The following is a 17,966-nucleotide window of genomic DNA, read 5'->3' on the forward strand; positions in this document are numbered from 1 at the left end:
CGACATGTCGGATGTGGAGGGTGGTGGCGGGTCACCGCCAGCCGGCGCTACGTCACAGCACCGCGGTCAGGGGTGCGAGTGCGAGTGGCCCGACGGGACCTTCATGCCGTTGCCGCCCAGCGGAGTGAGCGGTAGCAGCTTCTTGCCGGTGGGGCCGATCTGGATCTCGGTGTCCATCGATGGGCAGACGCCGCAGTCGAAGCAGGGCGTCCACCGGCAGTCGTCCTGCTCGAACTCGCTGAACGCGTCCTGCCAGTCCTGCCAGAGCCAGTCCTTGTCGAGGCCCGAGTCGAGGTGGTCCCAGGGCAGGACCTCCAGCTCGTCGCGCTGACGGGTGGTGTACCAGTCGAGGTCCACCCCGAACGCGGGCAGCGTCTCGGCCGCAGCCTGCACCCAGCGCTGGTACGAGAAGTGCTCGCTCCACCCGTCGAACCGGCCGCCGTTCTCCCAGACCTTGCGGATGACCGACCCGACCCGGCGGTCACCCCGGGAGAGCAGCCCTTCGATGAGCGACGGCTCGCCGTCGTGGTACCGGTAGCCGATGGCCCGGCCCAGCGAACGGTCCGCGTTGATGGCCTGCTTGAGGATCTTGAGCCGGTGGTCGATGACCTCCGGACGGTCCATCGCGGCCCACTGGAACGGGGTGTGCGGCTTCGGCACGAACCCGCCGATGGAGACCGTGCAGCGGATGTCCTTGGAGCCGGTCGCGGCCCGGCCGGCCCTGATCACCTCGTGGGCCATCTCGGCGATCTCGAGGACGTCCTCGTCGGTCTCGGTGGGCAGGCCGCACATGAAGTAGAGCTTCACCTGCCGCCACCCGTTGGTGTACGCGGTGACGACCGTACGGATCAGGTCTTCCTTCGACACCATCTTGTTGATGACCTTGCGGATCCGCTCCGACCCGCCCTCCGGGGCGAAGGTCAGGCCGGTGCGCCGCCCGTTACGGGACAGCTCCTGCGCGAGGTCGATGTTGAAGGCGTCCACCCGGGTCGAGGGCAGCGACAGCGAGACGTTCGTGCCCTCGTACTGCTGGGCGAGGCCCGAGCACATGTCGCCGATCTCGGAGTGGTCCGCCGAGGAGAGGGACAGCAGGCCGACCTCGGAGAAGCCGGAGAACTCCAGGCCCTCGCGGACCATCTGCGCGACAGTGGTGATCGACCGCTCCCGCACCGGACGGGTGATCATTCCAGCCTGGCAGAACCGGCAACCCCTGGTGCAACCCCGGAAGATCTCCACCGCGTACCGCTCGTGCACCGTCTCGGCCAACGGCACGAGGGGCTTCTTCGGGTACGGCCAGGCGTCCAGGTCCATCGTCGTGCGCTTGTGCACCCGGAACGGCACGTCGGCCCGGTTCGGTACGACCCGCTGGATCCGGCCGTCCGGCAGGTAGTCGACGTCGTAGAAGCGCGGCACGTAGACGCTCTCGGTGCGGGCCAGCCGCAGCAGCAGCTCGTCGCGGCCGCCCGGCGAGCCCTCGGCCTTCCACTCCCGAACGATCGCGGTGATCTCCAGGACCGCCTCCTCGCCGTCGCCGAGCACCGCGGCGTCGATGAAGTCGGCGATCGGCTCCGGGTTGAACGCGGCGTGCCCGCCGGCCACGATCACCGGGTCGGCGTCGGTGCGGTCGGCGGCCAGCAGCGGGATGCCGGCCAGGTCGATCGCGGTGAGCATGTTCGTGTAACCCAGCTCGGTGGAGAAGGAGATGCCGAACACGTCGAACCCGCGCACCGACCGGTGCGCGTCGACGGTGAACTGCGGCACGCCGTGCGTGCGCATCAGCGTCTCCAGGTCCGGCCAGACCGCGTACGTCCGCTCGGCGAGGGTGTCGGGCAGCTCGTTGAGCACCTCGTAGAGGATCTGCACGCCCTGGTTGGGCAGACCCACCTCGTAGGCGTCGGGATACATCAGCGCCCAACGCACGGTCGCCGCGTCCCAGTCCTTCGTCACCGCACCCAACTCGCCCCCGACGTACTGGATGGGCTTGGAGATCTGGGGCAGCAGCGGCTCGAGCTGGGGCCAGACCGACGGCTCCGCGCCGCGACGCGGCGTCAGAGGGGCCGAGCTGGAGTCGTCGCGAGAGTTGGTCGCGGCCGCGTGCGGGCTCGTGGACGGGGCACTCATGATGCCCAAGGGTACGCGTTCGTCCGCCGCCGATCGCGCGCACGCCCGATCGGCGGGGGTGGCGGCGCGGTACTAACCTCGGTTCGGCGCGAGAGGAGATTGCCGCGATGCCGGAGACCCAGCCGGGAGCACGGCCGGCCAACGGGAGCACCCCGGAGCCGGAGCCGGAGCGGGACCGGACGGTCGCCGACGAGCCGACCTCCCCACCCGTACCCCCGGAGCAGCCGGAACCCTCGGACCAGCCGGACCCCTCGGACCAGCCAGAACCCTCGGACCACTCGGACCAGCCGGAACCCCCGGACCAGCCGGAGCCTGCCCCGACCGCGGAGGTCCCGGCCGCGGAGGTCCCGGCCTCGGAGGTCCCGGCCGCGGAGGTCCCGGCGCCCAGGTGGAGTGGTTCGGCCCCGGTTCCACCTCCGCTGCCCCGCCGACAGGCCTGGGGCGAGTCGGCCGAGCCGACCCCTCCCCCGCCGGTGGCCGTCGGGCCGCCGGAGGACCAGACCCCGGTCGACCCGTGGGCCGGCGTGGACACCGGCGGCTGGGACCTGCCCTCCGCCGAACTGCCCCCGCTGCCGCCCACGATGTCGTATCCGACGCCACCGGACACCCGGCAGTGGTCCGGGCCGCCCGTTCCCCCGGCCTCGTCGCACCCGGTGCCGCCGCCGGCGGCACCGGGCGCACCCCGGGCCATCGGGCCCATGGTGCCGGCCCGGCCGATGTCGCCACCCGCACCACCCGCGCCGCCGAAGGTGCCGAAGCAGCGCCGGGGTCGGCGATCCACCACGCCACCGCCATCACCGCCGCCCGGTTGGCAGGCCCCCAAGGGGTACGTGCCGGTTCCGGTCCGCCGACGACGCCGCTGGCCGTGGCTGCTGCTGCTCACCCTGGCCTGCTGTTGTGGCTGCCCCGCCTACTACGGGTTCCCGATCTCGGCCCAGTACCCGGCGCGCGCGGCCCTGCCCGTCCAGGTGGACGACCTCAACCTGCGGCAGGACAGCCGCAGCACCGAGGCGGCCCAGAAGTTGGAGAGCGAGGTACGCAAGGAGAACTGGCTGGCCGAGGAGACTTTCGCTGGCGTCTACGCCACGACGAGCGGCAAGCGGGTAACGGTCTTCGGCGGCACCGGCTTCCGGCTGACTCCGGAGTCGGACGCGGAGGCCGAGATCAGCCGGCTCACCGATCGGTACGCGTTGGGTGCCCCGGAGAGCGTGGACACCGGTGTACGGGGCCGGCACGAACGGTGCGCGGTGGGCAGCGCCGACGGCGGCGCCGTGGTCGTCTGCACGTCGGTCGACCACGGCAGCATCGCCACCGGGGTGTTCACCCGACTCTCCGTCGCCGACAGTTCCGACCTGTTGGGCACCCTGCGCGCCCAGATCGTCCAACCCGAGCGGGGCTGATGCCGCACCCTCGCCGGCCGGGGTGCGGCCGGCGGGGTCAGGCGTCGCGGGTCGGGTCCGGGTGGGCGCGCGGCGGGGCGTAGCGGGGCACGTACTCCTGGCCGGTGAGCTTCTGGATCTCGCTCATCAACTCGTCGGTCATCTGCCGCAGCGAGGCGCGGTCGTCCGGTCGGCCGGTGAAGTCCAGCGGCTTGCCGAATCGAACCGTGATCTTGGCAGTGCCCGGCCGGGGCACCCGGGCGCCGATCGGCTGCGCCTTGTCCGTGCCGATCATGCCCACCGGGATGATCGGCACGCCGGCCGAGATCGCCAGCCGGGCCGCGCCGGTCCGCCCCCGGTAGAGCTTGCCGTCCGGCGAGCGGGTGCCCTCCGGGTAGACCACCACCAGGTCACCGCCCTTGAGCGCCGGGATCGCCGCGTCGAACGCGGACAGCGCCGCCCGGCCACCGGCCCGCTCGACCGGGATCGCACCCAGGCCGGTGAGGACGAACTTGGAGATCGCACCCTTCACGCCGGTGCCGTTGAAATATTCCGACTTGGCCCAGAAAGCCAGGTGCCGGGGCACGACCGTGCCGAGGAACAACTCGTCGGCCACCGAGAGGTGGTTGCCGGCGAAGATCGCGCCGCCGGTCTCCGGCACGTGTTCCAGACCCTCCACGGTCGGGCGGAACGCCACCCGCAGCGTGGGGCCCACGGTCAGCTTGCCGATGGTGTAGAGCAGCGGCACTGGTCCTCCGGCAGATGAAATGCGAGCAGGCGGTGTCACGGTAGCGGACGCCTCCACACCTCCCCGACGGAGGTGGTGAGGCGCCCGCACCCTGGCGATGGTCCGTTACACCCGGCGGACGACCACCGTTACCCGCTCACCATCGCCGACCTCGCCGGCGAAGCCCTCCAGCCCTTCGACGACGGAGCCGTCCCGACCCTCGACGACGGAGCCGTCCGGGCCCTCGACGAAGTCGACCGAGTCGGCCAGCACCTCCGCGGAGACGAAGTCGACGTACGCCGACACCGCCGCGCGTACCTCGTCGGACGCCGACACCGACACCACGATCCGGTCCGAGACGTCCAGGTCGGCGTCACGGCGGGCCTGCTGCACCACCCGCACCACGTCGCGGGCCAGCCCTTCGGCGGCCAGTTCCGGTGTGACGTCGGTGTCCAGCACCACCACGCCCTCGCCGCCGGGCAGCGGCGCGGAGTGCTCGGCGTCGGCGGCGACCAGGCGCAACTCGTACTCGCCCTCGGCGAGGGTGACGCCGGCGGCCACCGGGGCGCCGTCGACCAGCTCCCACTCGCCCGCCTTGACCGCCTTGATCACCTGTTGCACCTGCTTGCCGACGCGTGGGCCGAGCGCCCGGGGAACCACAGTCAACACCTGCTCGCAGTACGCGGACAGCTCCGCGCTGAACTCCACGGTCTTCACGTTGACCTCGTCGGCGACCAGGTCGGCGAACGGCCGCAGCTGCTCCGCGGCCGGCGAGGCCACTGTCAGCGTCGACAGCGGCAGTCGCACCCGCAGCCCCTTGGCCTTGCGCAGCGACAGCGCCGCCGAGGCGACCGCCCGAACGTTGTCCATCGCGCGGACCAGATCGTGGTCGGCCGGGAACGCCTCCGCCGAGGGCCAGTCGGTCAGGTGCACCGAACGCTCCCCGGTCAGGCCACGCCAGATCTCCTCCGCGGTCAGCGGCGCGAGCGGCGCCACCACCCGACAGAGCGTCTCCAGCACCGTCGACAGGGTGTCGAAGGCGTTGGCGTCACCGGACCAGAACCGGTCCCGGGACCGGCGCACGTACCAGTTGGTCAGCGCGTCAAGGTAGGACCGGACGGTGGCGCAGGCACCGGAGATGTCGTACGCGTCCATCTGCGCGCCGACAGTGGACACCAGCTCGTTCGTCTTCGCCAGCACGTACCGGTCGAGCAGGTGGGTGGAGTCGGTACGTCGCCGGGCCTGATACCCGTCGGCGTTGGCGTAGAGCGTGAAGAAGTAGTACACGTTCCACAGCGGCAGCAGCACCTGCCGGACGGCGTCGCGGATGCCCGCCTCGGTGACCGCCATGTCCCCACCGCGCAGCACCGGCGAGGACATGAGCATCCAGCGCATCGCGTCCGAGCCGTACGCGTCGAAGACGTGGTAGACGTCCGGGTAGTTGCGCAGGCTCTTGGACATCTTGCGCCCGTCCGAGCCGAGCAGGATGCCGTGGCTCAGGCAGTTACGGAACGCCGGCCGGTCGAACAGCGCGGTGGCCAGCACGTGCATCGTGTAGAACCAACCACGGGTCTGCCCGATGTACTCGACGATGAAGTCACCCGGGTAGTGGTGCTCGAACCAGTCGGCGTTCTCGAACGGGTAGTGCACCTGGGCGAACGGCATCGACCCGGACTCGAACCAGCAGTCCAGCACCTCCGGCACCCGGCGCATCATCGACGCACCCGTAGGGTCGTCCGGGTTGGGGCGGACCAGGTCGTCCACCGCCGGCCGGTGCAGGTCGGTCAGGCGTACGCCGAAGTCCCGCTCGATGTCGGCCAGCGAACCGTAGACGTCCAGGCGCGGGTAGTTCGGGTCGTCGGACTTCCACGCCGGGATCGGCGAGCCCCAGAACCGGTTCCGGCTGATCGACCAGTCCCGGGCGTTGGCCAGCCACTTGCCGAACGAGCCGTCCTTGATGTGGCCCGGCGTCCAGTTGATCTCCTGGTTCAGCTCGACCATCCGGTCCCGGAACTGCGTCACCGCGACGAACCACGACGACACCGCCTTGTAGACCAGCGGGGTGTCGCAACGCCAGCAGTGCGGGTACGAGTGGGTGTAGGTGTCCTGCCTGAGCACCACCCCCCGGTCCTTCAGCTCCCGGATCACCGGCTTGTTGACGTCGAAGACCTGCTCACCCTGGTACGGCGGGACCAGCGCGGTGAACCGGGTGTGGTCGTCGACAGTGACGATGGTGGGGATGCCGGCGGCGTTGCAGACGTTCTGGTCGTCCTCACCGAAGGCCGGGGCCAGGTGCACGATCCCGGTGCCGTCCTCGGTGGTGACGAACTCCGCGCCGAGCACCTGGTAGGCGTTCTCCCCTGCCTGCTCGACGAGGAAGTCGAACAGCGGCGTGTAGCGGCGTCCGACCAGGTCCCGGCCGTACACCGAGCCGACCTGCTCGTAGCCCTCCAGCTCCTTGGCGTACGCGGCCAGCCGCGCCGCCCCCACCAGGTAGCGGTCGCCGTCGCGTTCGAGCACCGCGTACTCGATGTCGGGCCCGACGGCGAGCGCCAGGTTCGACGGCAGGGTCCACGGCGTGGTGGTCCAGACGCCCAGCTTGACCGGCCCGCGCAGCAGCTCCGGTGCGGACTCGTCGGCGGTCAGCTCGAACCACACCGACAGCGTGGGGTCGTGCCGGTCCCGGTAGACGTCGTCCATCCGGGTCTCGGTGTTAGACAGCGGCGTCTCACAGCGCCAGCAGTACGCCAGCACCCGGAAGCCCTCGTAGATCAGACCCTTGTCGTGCAGGGTCTTGAAGGCCCACATGACGCTTTCCATGTAGTCCAGGTCGAGGGTCTTGTAGTCGTTGGTGAAGTCGACCCAGCGGGCCTGCCGGTTGATGTACCGCTCCCAGTCCTGGGTGAACTCCAGCACCGAGGCACGGCAGGCCTCGTTGAACCGGTCCACGCCCAGGTCGATGATCTCCGCCTTGCTGGTGATGCCGAGCTGCTTCTCGGCCACCACCTCGGCGGGCAGGCCGTGACAGTCCCACCCGAAACGCCGCTCGACGTGCCGGCCGCGCATGGTCTGGTAGCGCGGCACCACGTCCTTGACGTAGCCGGTGAAGAGGTGACCGTAGTGCGGCAGGCCGTTGGCGAACGGCGGGCCGTCGTAGAAGACGTACTCGTTCTTGCCGTCGGTGCCGGCGGGGCGGGCCTCGATGCTGGCCTCGAAGGTCTTGTCAGCCGTCCAGTGCTCCAGCACGCGGCGCTCGACCGCGGGCAGGTCCGGGCTCGCCGGAACACCGGCGGCGGTCGCGTCGTGCAACGGATAGGCCATCGGGGGTCGCTCTCCTCATGCAGCTCACTCAACGTGGGTCTGCGAGGACGAACCTCCGGGTACGCCTGGAACGGCGCTCCCGGGTGGCCCGCGGTACCACCCCGCTTGGCGGTCAGGATCGACCGCCCGCTCATTGTCGGCTGTGACGGGCCGCATCCGTCCGGTTCTACTGAGCCGGTTGCCCGGCTGTTCTTCCGGAGGCTCACCGGTGATGGCCGGGTCATCGCCTTACAGTGCTCAACGATACTCGACCCGCCGACCGCCCCGCCGCCGAGTGAACGCCCGCGCCGGCACCCTAGGCTCACCGGGTGATCCGGATCGAGTTGGACGAGCCGACGCTGCTCCGGACCCGGATCGCCACCAGCCCGCTCTGGGAGGTGCTGACCAGTCTGTTACTGCTGCACCGCAATCCGATTGAGGCGCCCTGGCCGTACACCGCCTGGGCGCGGCACGCACGGCGGGTGCTCGACGGCGTGCCGGCGACCGCGCCGGCCCGGCTGCTGACCAGCGGCCTACCCGCACCGGACTTCCTCAGCCCGATCCCCACGTTGGCCGCGCCGACCCTGGCCGACCAGCTCGCCGAGCTGCGCGCGACGCCGGCCGAGGTGATCACCGAGCAGATCCCCCACTACTACCACCCGGACGACCTGCCGGAGTGGCTCCGCCCGTTCGTCAAGGACCGGCGGGCCGCCCTGGACCGGCTCGCCGACGGCATCCAGGCGTACTGGGACGCGGCCATCGCGCCGTGGTGGCCGGCGATGCAGGCGGCGCTGGACGAGGAGGTGCTGCATCGGGCCCGTGCGCTCGCCGCGTACGGCCCGGACGCGCTCCTGGCCGACCTGCACGAACGGGTGCGCTGGAACAAGCCGGTGCTGACCCTGGTGAAGCCGTCGGAGCAGCAGTTCACGGCGGTGAACCAGCGACTGCTGCTGCTTCCCTTGATCTTCTCGGAGGGGGCACTCGTCTGCGCCACCGACCATCCGGAGATCATCGCCGTCTCCTACCAGGCGCGCGGGGCGGCAGTGCTCGCCGAGAGTGGGCCGGTCTCGGCGGCCCGGACGACACCGGCCACGGACCGGCTGGCGGTGCTGGTCGGTCGGGGTCGCGCCCAGGTGCTGCGGGCGCTGGCGAGGCCAGCCACCACCGCGGGCCTCGCGGCCACGTTGGGGCTGGCTCCGAGCACCGTGTCGGAGCAGCTCTCCGCGCTGCTGGCCGCGGGCGTGGTACACCGGCGCCGGGTGGGTCGGCGGGTGTTGTACGGCCTGGAACCGGCCGGTCTGGCACTGGTGCAGCTCGTCGGTGACGAGCCGACGAGCGCCTCGGCCTGAGCATTCGGCTCGATCCGAATCCGTTTCCCACCCGTACCCGTCACTTCTAGCCTGCTGATCACGAGCGTCGGAAGGTCCGGGCAGACCGCGGCGTCGACCTGACGGTCGGCAACGGGGAGCTGTTCGGCCTGCCGGGGCCAGACGGCGCTGGCGGGCCCCATCCCCGACCCAACCCCACGTTGATCATGGAGTTGTTGCCTCGCTCGACGGCGTGTCGTGGCAACAACTCCATGATCGACCGGGGGTCGGGGACGGCCCGTGCGCGGGATCACAGTCTTGGTTGTCACGACCCGGCCCGGTCCGGCCGTCGTAACGGTGTCGGACCGATCAGGAGGTAGTCGTGCAACGGATGAACCCGGCCGAGGTCGCACCGCAGGCGTACAAGGCCGTCTTGGGGTTGGAGAAGTACGTTCAGACGAACGTCGACCGCACAGTGCTGGAGCTGGTGAAACTGCGGGCGTCGATGATCAACGGGTGCGCGTACTGCGTGGACATGCACAGCCGGGACGCGCTCGCCGACGGCGAGTCGAGCCGCCGGCTGTTCGCGGTAGCCGCCTGGCGGGAGGCTCCCTTCTTCGACGAGCGGGAGCGGGCCGCGTTGGCCCTCACCGACGCGGTCACCCGGCTCGGCGAGAACGGGGTGCCGGACGAGGTGTGGGATGACGCCGCGAAGGTCTGGTCCGAGAAGGAACTGGCCGACCTCGTCATCGCGATTGCCACAATCAACGTGTGGAATCGGATCGGGGTGACGATGCGGCTGGAGCCTCCAGCCCAGGCGTGACCACCGAGGCGGCAGCGGAGGCGGGCGGTGCGCTCGAGGCGCACCGGCCGATGCTGCTCGGTCTCGCGTACCGCCTGCTCGGCAGCCGGCACGACGCGGAGGACGTGCTCCAGGAGGCGTACCTGCGCTGGCTCGGTGTGGACCGGGCCCGGGTCGAGGAGCCGCGCCGATACCTGTCCAGGGTGGTCACCCGGTTGGCACTGGACCGGCTGCGCGCGCGGCAGGCGGCCCGCGAGACGTACGTCGGGACGTGGCTGCCCGAGCCGGTGCCGACCGCGCCCTCGCCGTTCGGGCCGTTGGACCGGGTGGAGCTACGCGACTCGCTCTCCACCGCGTTGCTGCACGTCCTGGAGCGGCTCACCCCGCCGGAGCGGGCGGTGTACGTCCTGCACACGGCCTTCGACCTGCCGTACGCGGAGATCGCCGAGATCCTGGAGCGGTCCGTCGCCGACTGTCGGCAGCTGTACCACCGGGCGACCGCGCGGGTACGGCAGGAGCAGCGTCGGTTCACCGCCAGCCGCCCGGAGCGGGAGCGGCTGCTGGACGCGTTCCTCGCCGCGGCCCGCGACGGTGACCTGGCGAGGCTCACCGACCTGGTGGCCGCCGACGCCACCGCCTGGAACGACGGCGGCGGTCGGGTGCGGGCCGCCCTCAACCCGGTCAGCGGCGCCGACCGGATCGCCCGGTTCTACGCCGGGGTCTACGGCCCGCGTCACCGAGTGGCGATGGATCCGGTGGAGCTCAACGGGGAACCGGCGATGTTGATCACCCGCGCGGACGGCAGTCGGTACACGCTGACCATCGCCGCGGCCGACGGACGGATCACCGGGATCTACGTGGTCGGCAACCCGGCGAAGGTGCCGGCGGTCGGCTGAACCCGGGCGTCGTCGGTCGACCCCGGGCCGGTGGGCGTCAGCCCAGCTCGGGGAACCAGAGCGCGATCTCGCGCTTGGCGCTGTCAGTCGAGTCGGAGGCGTGCACCAGGTTCTCCCGGTTGGACAGCGACAGGTCACCCCGGATGGTGCCGGCGGCGGCCTTGCGTCCGTCGGTGGCGCCGACCAGCCCGCGGACCACGTCGATGACCTGGTCGCCGGAGAGCACCAGGGCGACCAGCGGGCCGCCGGTCATGAAGTCCTTCAGCGGCGGGTAGAACGCCTTGTCGACGTGCTCGGCGTAGTGCTCGTCGGCGAGCGCGGCATCCATCGTCCGGTGCGCCATCGCGTCGATCCGCAGCCCCTTGCGCTCGAAGCGGGAGAGGACCTCGCCGACCAGGCCGCGGCGGACCGCGTCGGGCTTGATCAGAACGAGGCTGCGCTCATCCGGGCTGTTGCTGGACACGCTGGGTTCCTCCTGTACGCGATGAACGCTTGGGATCGGTACGGTCAGCCTAGCGACCCGGTCCCGGCACCGGCGCGGCGGCCGGTCTTTCCCCCGGTGGCCGATCCGGCCTAGCCTGGTCCTGACCCCGGGAGGTCCACTGTGGCGAATGGCGGGAACCGACCCATCGCGCCGGTACGCAAGCTGATCGGCGCGGTGCTGGGCACCGTTGCCACGTTCGTCGTCCTGTTCGGGCTCGGCATGACGAGTTGGGCCATCGTGGCTCTGGGGGTCGCCCTGCTGGTGCTGGCGATCGCGCTGGCGACCGTACGCGGCGGCGGTCGCACGTGGGTCGTCGGCGTCGGGCACGTGCACAGCGCCTCCGAACCACCCACCCAGTACGCGTTCGGCCGCTGCGAACTCCAACTGGTGATCGACGCCCCTGGTCTGCCGCCGCGGTCCAAGAAGATCATTGAGCCGAGGGTGCCGGTCTCCAAGTGGCCGTCGCTGGGCCAGACCCTGCCGATCCGGGTCGCGTTGGACGACCAGCGGCACGTCAAGGTCCTCTGGGACGAGGTGCTCACCCATGCCGAGACCGCCGCTGCCGTCGCCGATCTTCCGCCGGAGTTCGCCGACGCGGAGCCGGTGGACGAGCTGTTGATCCAGCAGGACGCGCCGCCGTGGGCCGACCGCGCACCCGACGACGACTTCCGCGACCCGGTCGGTGACCCGTTCCGGGACCCGTCCGGTGACCCGTTCCGCGACCCGCTTGGTGACCCGCTGCGCACCGACCCTTCGCGCGACGACCTCCGGCGCGACGACCCGGGCGTCGTGCCCGAGGAGCGCGAGCCCGTGGTGATGCACCAGAGCCCGGGTGGCCCGGTGGTGTTGGAGGGCGTGGTCGTCGAGCCGCAGGCCGGCGGGCTGCCCCGACGGGCAACCACTCCGGCGCCGCGCCCGCCCGCCGAGGAGCGCTTCGACGAGCCCGCCGCCGACCGGTTCGACGCTTCGCAGGCGAGCGGCGCGAGCGCCCCGCCCGCCGAGGAACCCGTCGACCCGCCCAGCGCGCAGCGCTTCGACCCGCCGCCAGCGCAGCGCTCCGGCCCGGGCACTCCCGACCCGCTGGACCCACTCGATCTTCCGCTGGACGATCCCCCGCCGGCCGGGGCCGCACGCACCACAGTGACGGATGAGGAACTGGACCAGGCGATCTTCGGATTCGACGCCGGCTCGGGGGCGGACCCGGCCGCACCGATCAGCGGGGTGGGCCTCACCCTGCTGGTCACCGACCTGCAGCGGTCGCTCAACTTCTACCGCGACGTGCTCGGCTTCAGCGAGGTCGACCAGGGTGCCCACAACGCCGTCCTGGCCTCCGGGGCGACCCGGATCGTCCTGCGCGAGGTGACCGGGGCGGCGCCCATCAGCCGCCGGCTCGTGCACGTCAACCTTGAGGTGAGCGACATCGAGGCGGCGTACGAGCGGTTGCGCGAGTCGGGCGTCCGCTTCACGTACGCGCCCCGGGTGGTCAACCGGGGCACCAAGCTGGAGGGGTGGGCGGCGGCCTTCCGCGACCCGGATGGCCACGGCGTCGCGCTCACCCAGTGGCGCGAACGCGCCGACGCCTGACCCGGCCCGCCTTCGGACAGCGCCGGCCGGGTCCGCCGTCAGCCGAGAATGACGCGGCGAACGTGCAACGCGTACGCCCAGACCAGGGCGAAGATGATGCCCAGCCCGAGCAGTGACCAGTGCAGCAGACCGCCCAACAACAGCAGCCCCTGGAGCACGGTGCCGGCGTTCCAGGCCCACTGCCGACGCATCATGCCGGCGAGCACCACGGCGGCCACCGCCAGTGCCACCACCGCACCGATCGCGGCACCGCCGAGGTCACCGCCGACCACCCGGATCGGCTGGATCGCCAGCAACAGCACCAGCGCCTCCAGGCTGAGCGTGCCAGCACCGAGACCGCGTACCGCCCGCTCCGGGTTGCGCAACCCGGAGCGTCGCGGCTGCCCGGCCGTGGGCTCCTCCCCCACCGGCGGGCCGGTCGGGTCCTCGGTGGGGTGCGGGTCCCGCTCCGGGCTGGTCATCGCTTCAGCAGCCGGCGCGCGTCGGCGACAGTCACCACGGACCCCGTGACCAGCACCCCGACGCCGCTCAGCTCACCGGGGACGTCCTCCTCGGCCATCGCCACCGCCAGCTCGATCGCGTCCGGCATGTTCTCCGCCGAAGCCACCCGCTCCTCGCCGAAGATCTCGGCGGCCAGCGCTTCGAGTTCCTCCGTCGGCATCGCCCGTGGCGAGCTGTTGCGGGTGACCACCACCTGGTCGACCACCGGCTCCAGCAGCTCCAGCAGCGCCTCCGCGTCCTTGTCGGCGAGGACGCCGATGACGGCCACCAGCTTGCTGAACGCGAACTCCTCCTGGAGCGCGGTGACTGTGGCCTTCATGCCGTGCGGGTTGTGCGCACCGTCCAGCAGGATGGTCGGGGCGTTACGCACCCGCTCCAGCCGACCCGGGGAGCTGGTCGAGGCGAAGCCCTCGCGGACCGCCTCGATGTCCAGCTGACGTCGGGCCCCGGCGCCCAGGAACGCCTCCACGGCGGCAAGCGCCATGGCCGCGTTCTGCGCCTGGTGGGCACCGTGCAGCGGAATGAACACGTCGTCGTAGACGCCACCCAGCCCCTGGAGGGTGAGCACCTGACCGCCGACCGCGACCGCCCGACCCAGCACGCCGAACTCGCCGCCCTCCCGGGCGATGGTGGCCCCGACCTCGGCGCAGCGGTCGAGGAGGGGACCGGCGGCCTCCTCCTCCTGGGCCGCCGAGATCACGGTGGCCCCCGGGTGGATGATGCCGGCCTTCGCCAGCGCGATGTCCTGGATCGTGTCGCCGAGCCACTCGGTGTGGTCCAGCCCGATCGGGGTGATCACACAGACCCCGGCCTGGAGGACGTTCGTGGCGTCCTCCGCCCCGCCGAGGCCCACCTCGACCACCGCGATGTCGACCGGCGCGTCGGCGAAGGTGGCGAACGCCAGCGCGGTGGTCATGTCGAAGTACGTCAGCGGCTCGTCCGACCGCGCGTCGACCAGCTCAGCCAGCGGTTTGATCTCCCGGTACACCGAGGCGAACCGTTCCTCGCTGACCGGCTCCCCGTCCAGGCTGATCCGCTCCCGGACGGTCTCCAGGTGCGGGCTGGTGTACCGCCCGGTGTGCAGGCCGTGCGCCCGCAACAGCGAGTCGATCATCCGCGCGGTTGAGGTCTTGCCGTTGGTGCCGGTCAGGTGGATCGTCGGGTACGCCCGCTGCGGGCTGCCGAGCAGGTCGAGCAGCGACTCGATCCGGTCCAGCTCGAAGACCATGCGGGTGAAGCCACGGGCGTTCAGCTCGGCCTCGACGGCGGCGAATTCGGTACGGTCGGTCACGAGGGCAGTGTCTCCAGAGCAGCGTCGATCCGGACCAGGTCGGCCTCGGCGGTGGCGAGCCGGCCGCGGATCTTCGCGACCACCGGCTCGGGGGCCTTGCCGATGAAGGCAGGGTTGTCGAGCTTCGCCCGGGCCTGCGCGACCTCCTTCTCGGCTGCCGCGCGGTCCTTCGTCAGCCGGGCCCGCTCAGCCGCCACGTCGATCGACCCCCGGGTGTCCAACGCGACACCGACCGCGCCGGGCATGGCCAACGTGGCGCTGGCCTGGAAGTCGTCACCGGCCGGATCCAACCGGACCAGCGAGCGGATCAGCGGCTCGTGGGCAGCGATACCCGCGCCGGACAGCCCGTCCAGGCGGGCAGCCACCCGCTGCGTGGGGCGCAGCCCCTGGTCGGAACGGAACCGGCGGATCTCGGTGACCACCCGCTGAACGCCGACCAGCTCGGCCTCGGCGGCGTCGTCGACCAGCGACCGGTCGGCCACCGGCCAGGCGGCGGCCTGCACCGTCTCGCCGCCGGTCAACGCGAGCCACAGCTCCTCGGTGACGAACGGGATGACCGGGTGCAGCAGCCGCAGCAGCTGGTCGAGCACGTGCCCGAGCACCCGACGGCTGGCCTCCGCGCGCTCACCGCCCTCGGCGAGCACCGGCTTGCTCAGCTCGACGTACCAGTCGCAGACGTCGTCCCAGGCGAAGTGGTAGAGCAGGTCGCACACCTTGGCGAACTCGTACGCCTCGAACTGCTCGTCGACCTCGGCGGTGACGTGCGCCAACCGGGACAGGATCCACCGGTCGACGGTGGAGAGCTGGTCGGTGGGGGGCAGGTCACCAGTGGTGTGCGCGCCGTTCATCAGGGCGAACCGGGTGGCGTTCCAGAGCTTGTTGCAGAAGTTGCGGGAGCCCTGGCACCACTCCTCGCTGACCGGGACGTCCTGGCCGGGGTTCGCGCCCCGCGCCAGGGTGAACCGGGTGGCGTCGGCGCCGTACCGGTCGATCCAGTCCAATGGGTCGACCACGTTGCCGAACGACTTCGACATCTTCTTGCCGAACTGGTCGCGCACCATGCCGTGCAGCGCGACCACGTCGAAGGGCGGGCGTCCGTCCATCGCGTAGAGGCCGAACATCATCATCCGGGCGACCCAGAAGAACAGGATGTCGTACCCGGTCACCAGCACGCTGGTCGGATAGAACTTCGCCAGGTCCGGGGTCTGCTCGGGCCAGCCCAGTGTGGAGAACGGCCACAGGCCGCTGGAGAACCAGGTGTCCAGGACGTCCTCGTCCTGGTGCCAGCCCTCGCCGGTCGGCGGCGCCTCGTCGGGGCCGACGCAGACGATCTCACCCGCCGGGCCGTACCAGACCGGGATGCGGTGCCCCCACCACAGCTGCCGGGAGATGCACCAGTCGTGCATGTTGTCGACCCAGGCGAAGTAGCGCTTGGCCAGCTCGGCCGGCTCGATGCGGACCCGGCCGTCACGCACCGCGTCACCCGCGGCCTGGGCCAGCGGGGCGGTGTTGACGAACCACTGCAGCGACAGCCGCGGCTCGACGGTGGTCTTGCACCGGGAGCAGTGCCCGACCGCGTGCACGTACGGACGCTTCTCGGCGACGATCCGGCCCTGCTCCCGCAGCGCCGCCACGATCGCCGGTCGCGCCTCGAACCGGTCCAACCCCTCGAACGGGCCGGGCACGGTGATCACGCCGCGCTCGTCCATCACTGTCAGCGCGGGCAGGTCGTGCCGCTGGCCGATCTCGAAGTCGTTCGGGTCGTGGGCCGGCGTCACCTTCACCATGCCGGTGCCGAAGGTCGGGTCGACGTGCGCGTCGGCGACGATCGGGATCCGGCGGCCGGTCAACGGCAGCTCGACCTCGGTGCCGATCAGGTGCTGGTAGCGCTCGTCGTCGGGGTGCACCGCCACGGCGGTGTCGCCGAGCATCGTCTCGGCCCGGGTAGTGGCCACCACGACGTCGTCGCTGTAGCGGATCGAGATCAGCTCGCCGTCGTCGTCGGTGTGCTCGACCTCGATGTCGGAGAGCGCCGTGAGGCAGCGCGGACACCAGTTGATGATCCGGTTGGCCCGGTAGATCAGACCGTCGTCGAAGAGCTTCTTGAAGATCGTCTGGACGGCGCGGGTCAGCCCCTCGTCCATGGTGAAGCGCTCGCGGTCCCAGTCGACGGAGTCGCCGAGGCGACGCATCTGGCCGAGGATGGCGCCACCGGACTCGGCCTTCCACTGCCAGACGCGCTCGACGAACTTCTCGCGGCCGAGATCGTGCCGGGACAGCCCCTCCGCGGCGAGCTGACGCTCGACCAGGTTCTGGGTGGCGATGCCGGCGTGGTCCATGCCCGGCAGCCACAGCGCCTCGAAGCCCTGCATCCGCTTACGCCGGGTCAACGCGTCCATCAGCGTGTGCTCGAACGCGTGGCCCATGTGCAGCGAGCCGGTGACGTTCGGCGGCGGGATGACGATGGTGAACGGGGGCTTGTCGCTGTCGGCGGAGGCCCGGAAGTGCCCGCCGGCTACCCACTGCTCGTACCGTCGCTGCTCTACCTCGCCGGGCTGGTACTGGCCGGCAAGGGTCGGGGCGTCGGGGCGTTGGGCATCCAGTCTCTCGGTCACCGGACAAGTCTACGGAGGGCTTCCGCAGACCTGACGTGCGCCACCTGCCGTTCGCGTACGGTGTCGGCTATGTCCGACGCACATCTCACCGAGCGGTCGCGCGACGGCGGCCGCGAGCCGGTCGAGCTCACCGAAGAGCCGATCCAGCTGAGCACCCGGGACTCCGGAGACGACCCCGACGAGCGGCCCAGCGGTTGGTCACGCCGACGCAAGATCGGTTGGACGGTCGCGCTGGTGGTCGGTCTCGCCGGTGCCGGCGTTCTTGGTGTCGGTGGGTGGCGGGTGGCGCAGCAGAAGGACACCCAACTGGCCTCACCCGATCGGGTGGCGGGTCTGACTCGCGACGACAGCGAGCGGGCGAAGAGCACGGCCGACTATCTACGCAGCGGCCTGGCGGCGAACATCGAACTGGACCGCAGTTTCGGCACCGTCTACCGCGACCCGGCCGACGACAAGCGCTCAGTGCTCATCTTCGGGGGCACCACCCTGCTCTGGCAGCCGGAACGGGACCTGGACAGCCTCTTCCGCCTGATGTCGGACGAGACCGGTGCGGTGAACGGTCTGCGGGAGCTGCCCGCGGGTGACTTTGGCGGGGTACTGAAGTGTGGCAGCACCAGCGGCGAGGGCGGGGACTTCGCAGTGTGCGGCTGGGCCGACCACGGCAGCGTGGTCATGGCGATGTTCCCGGGTCGGTCGGTAAACGACGCCGGCGGCCTGCTGCGCAACCTCCGCGCCGGCATGCAGACCCGAGACTGACCGAATACGCGGCCTGCCCCCCCACCCGCAAGATCGTGCAACATCCTGGTTGTAGTGGTGTCCACACGCCGTGAGGCCACTACAAGCAGGATCAAGCGTGACCTTGGTCAGGGGAGACCGATGACCCACAAAAAAGGGGGCGGAGACGCAGAGAAGCCCACCCCTGATGGGGTGGGCTTCTCTGGAAGATTGTCCGGCGGCGT

General features: G+C 71.1%; 13 protein-coding genes. 6 read left to right on the forward strand and 7 right to left on the reverse strand.

Going from position 1 to position 17,966, the window contains the following annotated elements:
• Positions 1–66 precede the first annotated feature (66 nt).
• Positions 67–2,121 (reverse strand): TIGR03960 family B12-binding radical SAM protein, encoded by a 2,055-nt coding sequence (locus tag ABZU43_RS27410; RefSeq protein WP_355009322.1) that lies wholly within the window; start codon positions 2,119–2,121, stop codon positions 67–69.
• A gap of 107 nt (positions 2,122–2,228) precedes the next feature.
• On the opposite strand from ABZU43_RS27410, the gene ABZU43_RS27415 reads away from it, so the two are divergent.
• Positions 2,229–3,521 carry a hypothetical protein gene (locus ABZU43_RS27415; protein ID WP_355009323.1) on the forward strand — a complete coding sequence of 431 codons (1,293 nt, stop codon included), beginning with the start codon at positions 2,229–2,231 and terminating at the stop codon, positions 3,519–3,521.
• A gap of 37 nt (positions 3,522–3,558) precedes the next feature.
• Here the strand turns inward: ABZU43_RS27415 and ABZU43_RS27420 are convergent, their stop codons facing one another.
• Both ABZU43_RS27420 and ileS read right to left on the reverse strand, forming a co-directional pair.
• Entirely contained in the window at positions 3,559–4,248 is a 690-nt protein-coding gene (locus ABZU43_RS27420) for a lysophospholipid acyltransferase family protein (protein WP_355009324.1), read from the reverse strand.
• Between the two features lie 105 nt (positions 4,249–4,353).
• Entirely contained in the window at positions 4,354–7,548 is a 3,195-nt protein-coding gene (ileS, locus tag ABZU43_RS27425; protein ID WP_355009325.1) for an isoleucine--tRNA ligase, read from the reverse strand.
• A 308-nt stretch (positions 7,549–7,856) separates the two neighbouring features.
• Here ileS and ABZU43_RS27430 point away from each other — a divergent pair, with 308 nt between their 5' ends.
• The 3 genes from ABZU43_RS27430 (at position 7,857) to sigJ (ending at position 10,532) form a co-directional block, all read left to right on the forward strand.
• A complete protein-coding gene (locus tag ABZU43_RS27430) occupies positions 7,857–8,876 on the forward strand; it encodes an ArsR family transcriptional regulator (RefSeq protein WP_355009326.1) in 1,020 nt (339 codons plus the stop codon).
• A gap of 340 nt (positions 8,877–9,216) precedes the next feature.
• Complete coding sequence (locus ABZU43_RS27435; RefSeq protein ID WP_355009327.1) at positions 9,217–9,657, forward strand: carboxymuconolactone decarboxylase family protein; 441 nt, start codon at positions 9,217–9,219, stop codon at positions 9,655–9,657.
• Complete coding sequence (gene sigJ / locus ABZU43_RS27440) at positions 9,654–10,532, forward strand: RNA polymerase sigma factor SigJ (RefSeq protein WP_355009328.1); 879 nt, start codon at positions 9,654–9,656, stop codon at positions 10,530–10,532. The genes ABZU43_RS27435 and sigJ overlap by 4 nt, the downstream gene beginning before the upstream one ends.
• A 37-nt stretch (positions 10,533–10,569) precedes the next feature.
• Here the strand turns inward: sigJ and ndk are convergent, their stop codons facing one another.
• Positions 10,570–10,995 (reverse strand): nucleoside-diphosphate kinase, encoded by a 426-nt coding sequence (gene ndk / locus ABZU43_RS27445; RefSeq protein WP_088949743.1) that lies wholly within the window; start codon positions 10,993–10,995, stop codon positions 10,570–10,572.
• Positions 10,996–11,136: 141 nt separating this feature from the next.
• Here ndk and ABZU43_RS27450 point away from each other — a divergent pair, with 141 nt between their 5' ends.
• Positions 11,137–12,600 carry a VOC family protein gene (locus ABZU43_RS27450; RefSeq protein ID WP_355009329.1) on the forward strand — a complete coding sequence of 488 codons (1,464 nt, stop codon included), beginning with the start codon at positions 11,137–11,139 and terminating at the stop codon, positions 12,598–12,600.
• A 38-nt stretch (positions 12,601–12,638) separates the two neighbouring features.
• Here ABZU43_RS27450 and ABZU43_RS27455 read toward each other — a convergent pair whose 3' ends face one another.
• From ABZU43_RS27455 to ABZU43_RS27465, 3 genes are read right to left on the reverse strand one after another with little or no spacing between them, the layout of a single operon-like run.
• Positions 12,639–13,061, reverse strand: a complete 423-nt coding sequence (locus tag ABZU43_RS27455; protein WP_355009330.1) for a DUF4233 domain-containing protein — start codon at positions 13,059–13,061, stop codon at positions 12,639–12,641.
• Complete coding sequence (locus ABZU43_RS27460) at positions 13,058–14,392, reverse strand: folylpolyglutamate synthase/dihydrofolate synthase family protein (protein ID WP_355009331.1); 1,335 nt, start codon at positions 14,390–14,392, stop codon at positions 13,058–13,060. The genes ABZU43_RS27455 and ABZU43_RS27460 overlap by 4 nt, the downstream gene beginning before the upstream one ends.
• Positions 14,389–17,007: a valine--tRNA ligase gene (locus ABZU43_RS27465; RefSeq protein ID WP_355009332.1), complete on the reverse strand. Its 2,619-nt coding sequence runs from the start codon at positions 17,005–17,007 to the stop codon at positions 14,389–14,391. Before ABZU43_RS27465 ends, ABZU43_RS27460 begins: the two co-directional genes overlap by 4 nt.
• 69 nt (positions 17,008–17,076) lie before the next feature.
• Here ABZU43_RS27465 and ABZU43_RS27470 point away from each other — a divergent pair, with 69 nt between their 5' ends.
• Positions 17,077–17,763 (forward strand): hypothetical protein, encoded by a 687-nt coding sequence (locus tag ABZU43_RS27470; RefSeq protein ID WP_355009333.1) that lies wholly within the window; start codon positions 17,077–17,079, stop codon positions 17,761–17,763.
• Positions 17,764–17,966 lie beyond the last annotated feature (203 nt).

The organism is Micromonospora sp. NPDC005205, from assembly GCF_040608275.1.
Classification (GTDB): Bacteria; Actinomycetota; Actinomycetes; order Mycobacteriales; family Micromonosporaceae; genus Micromonospora.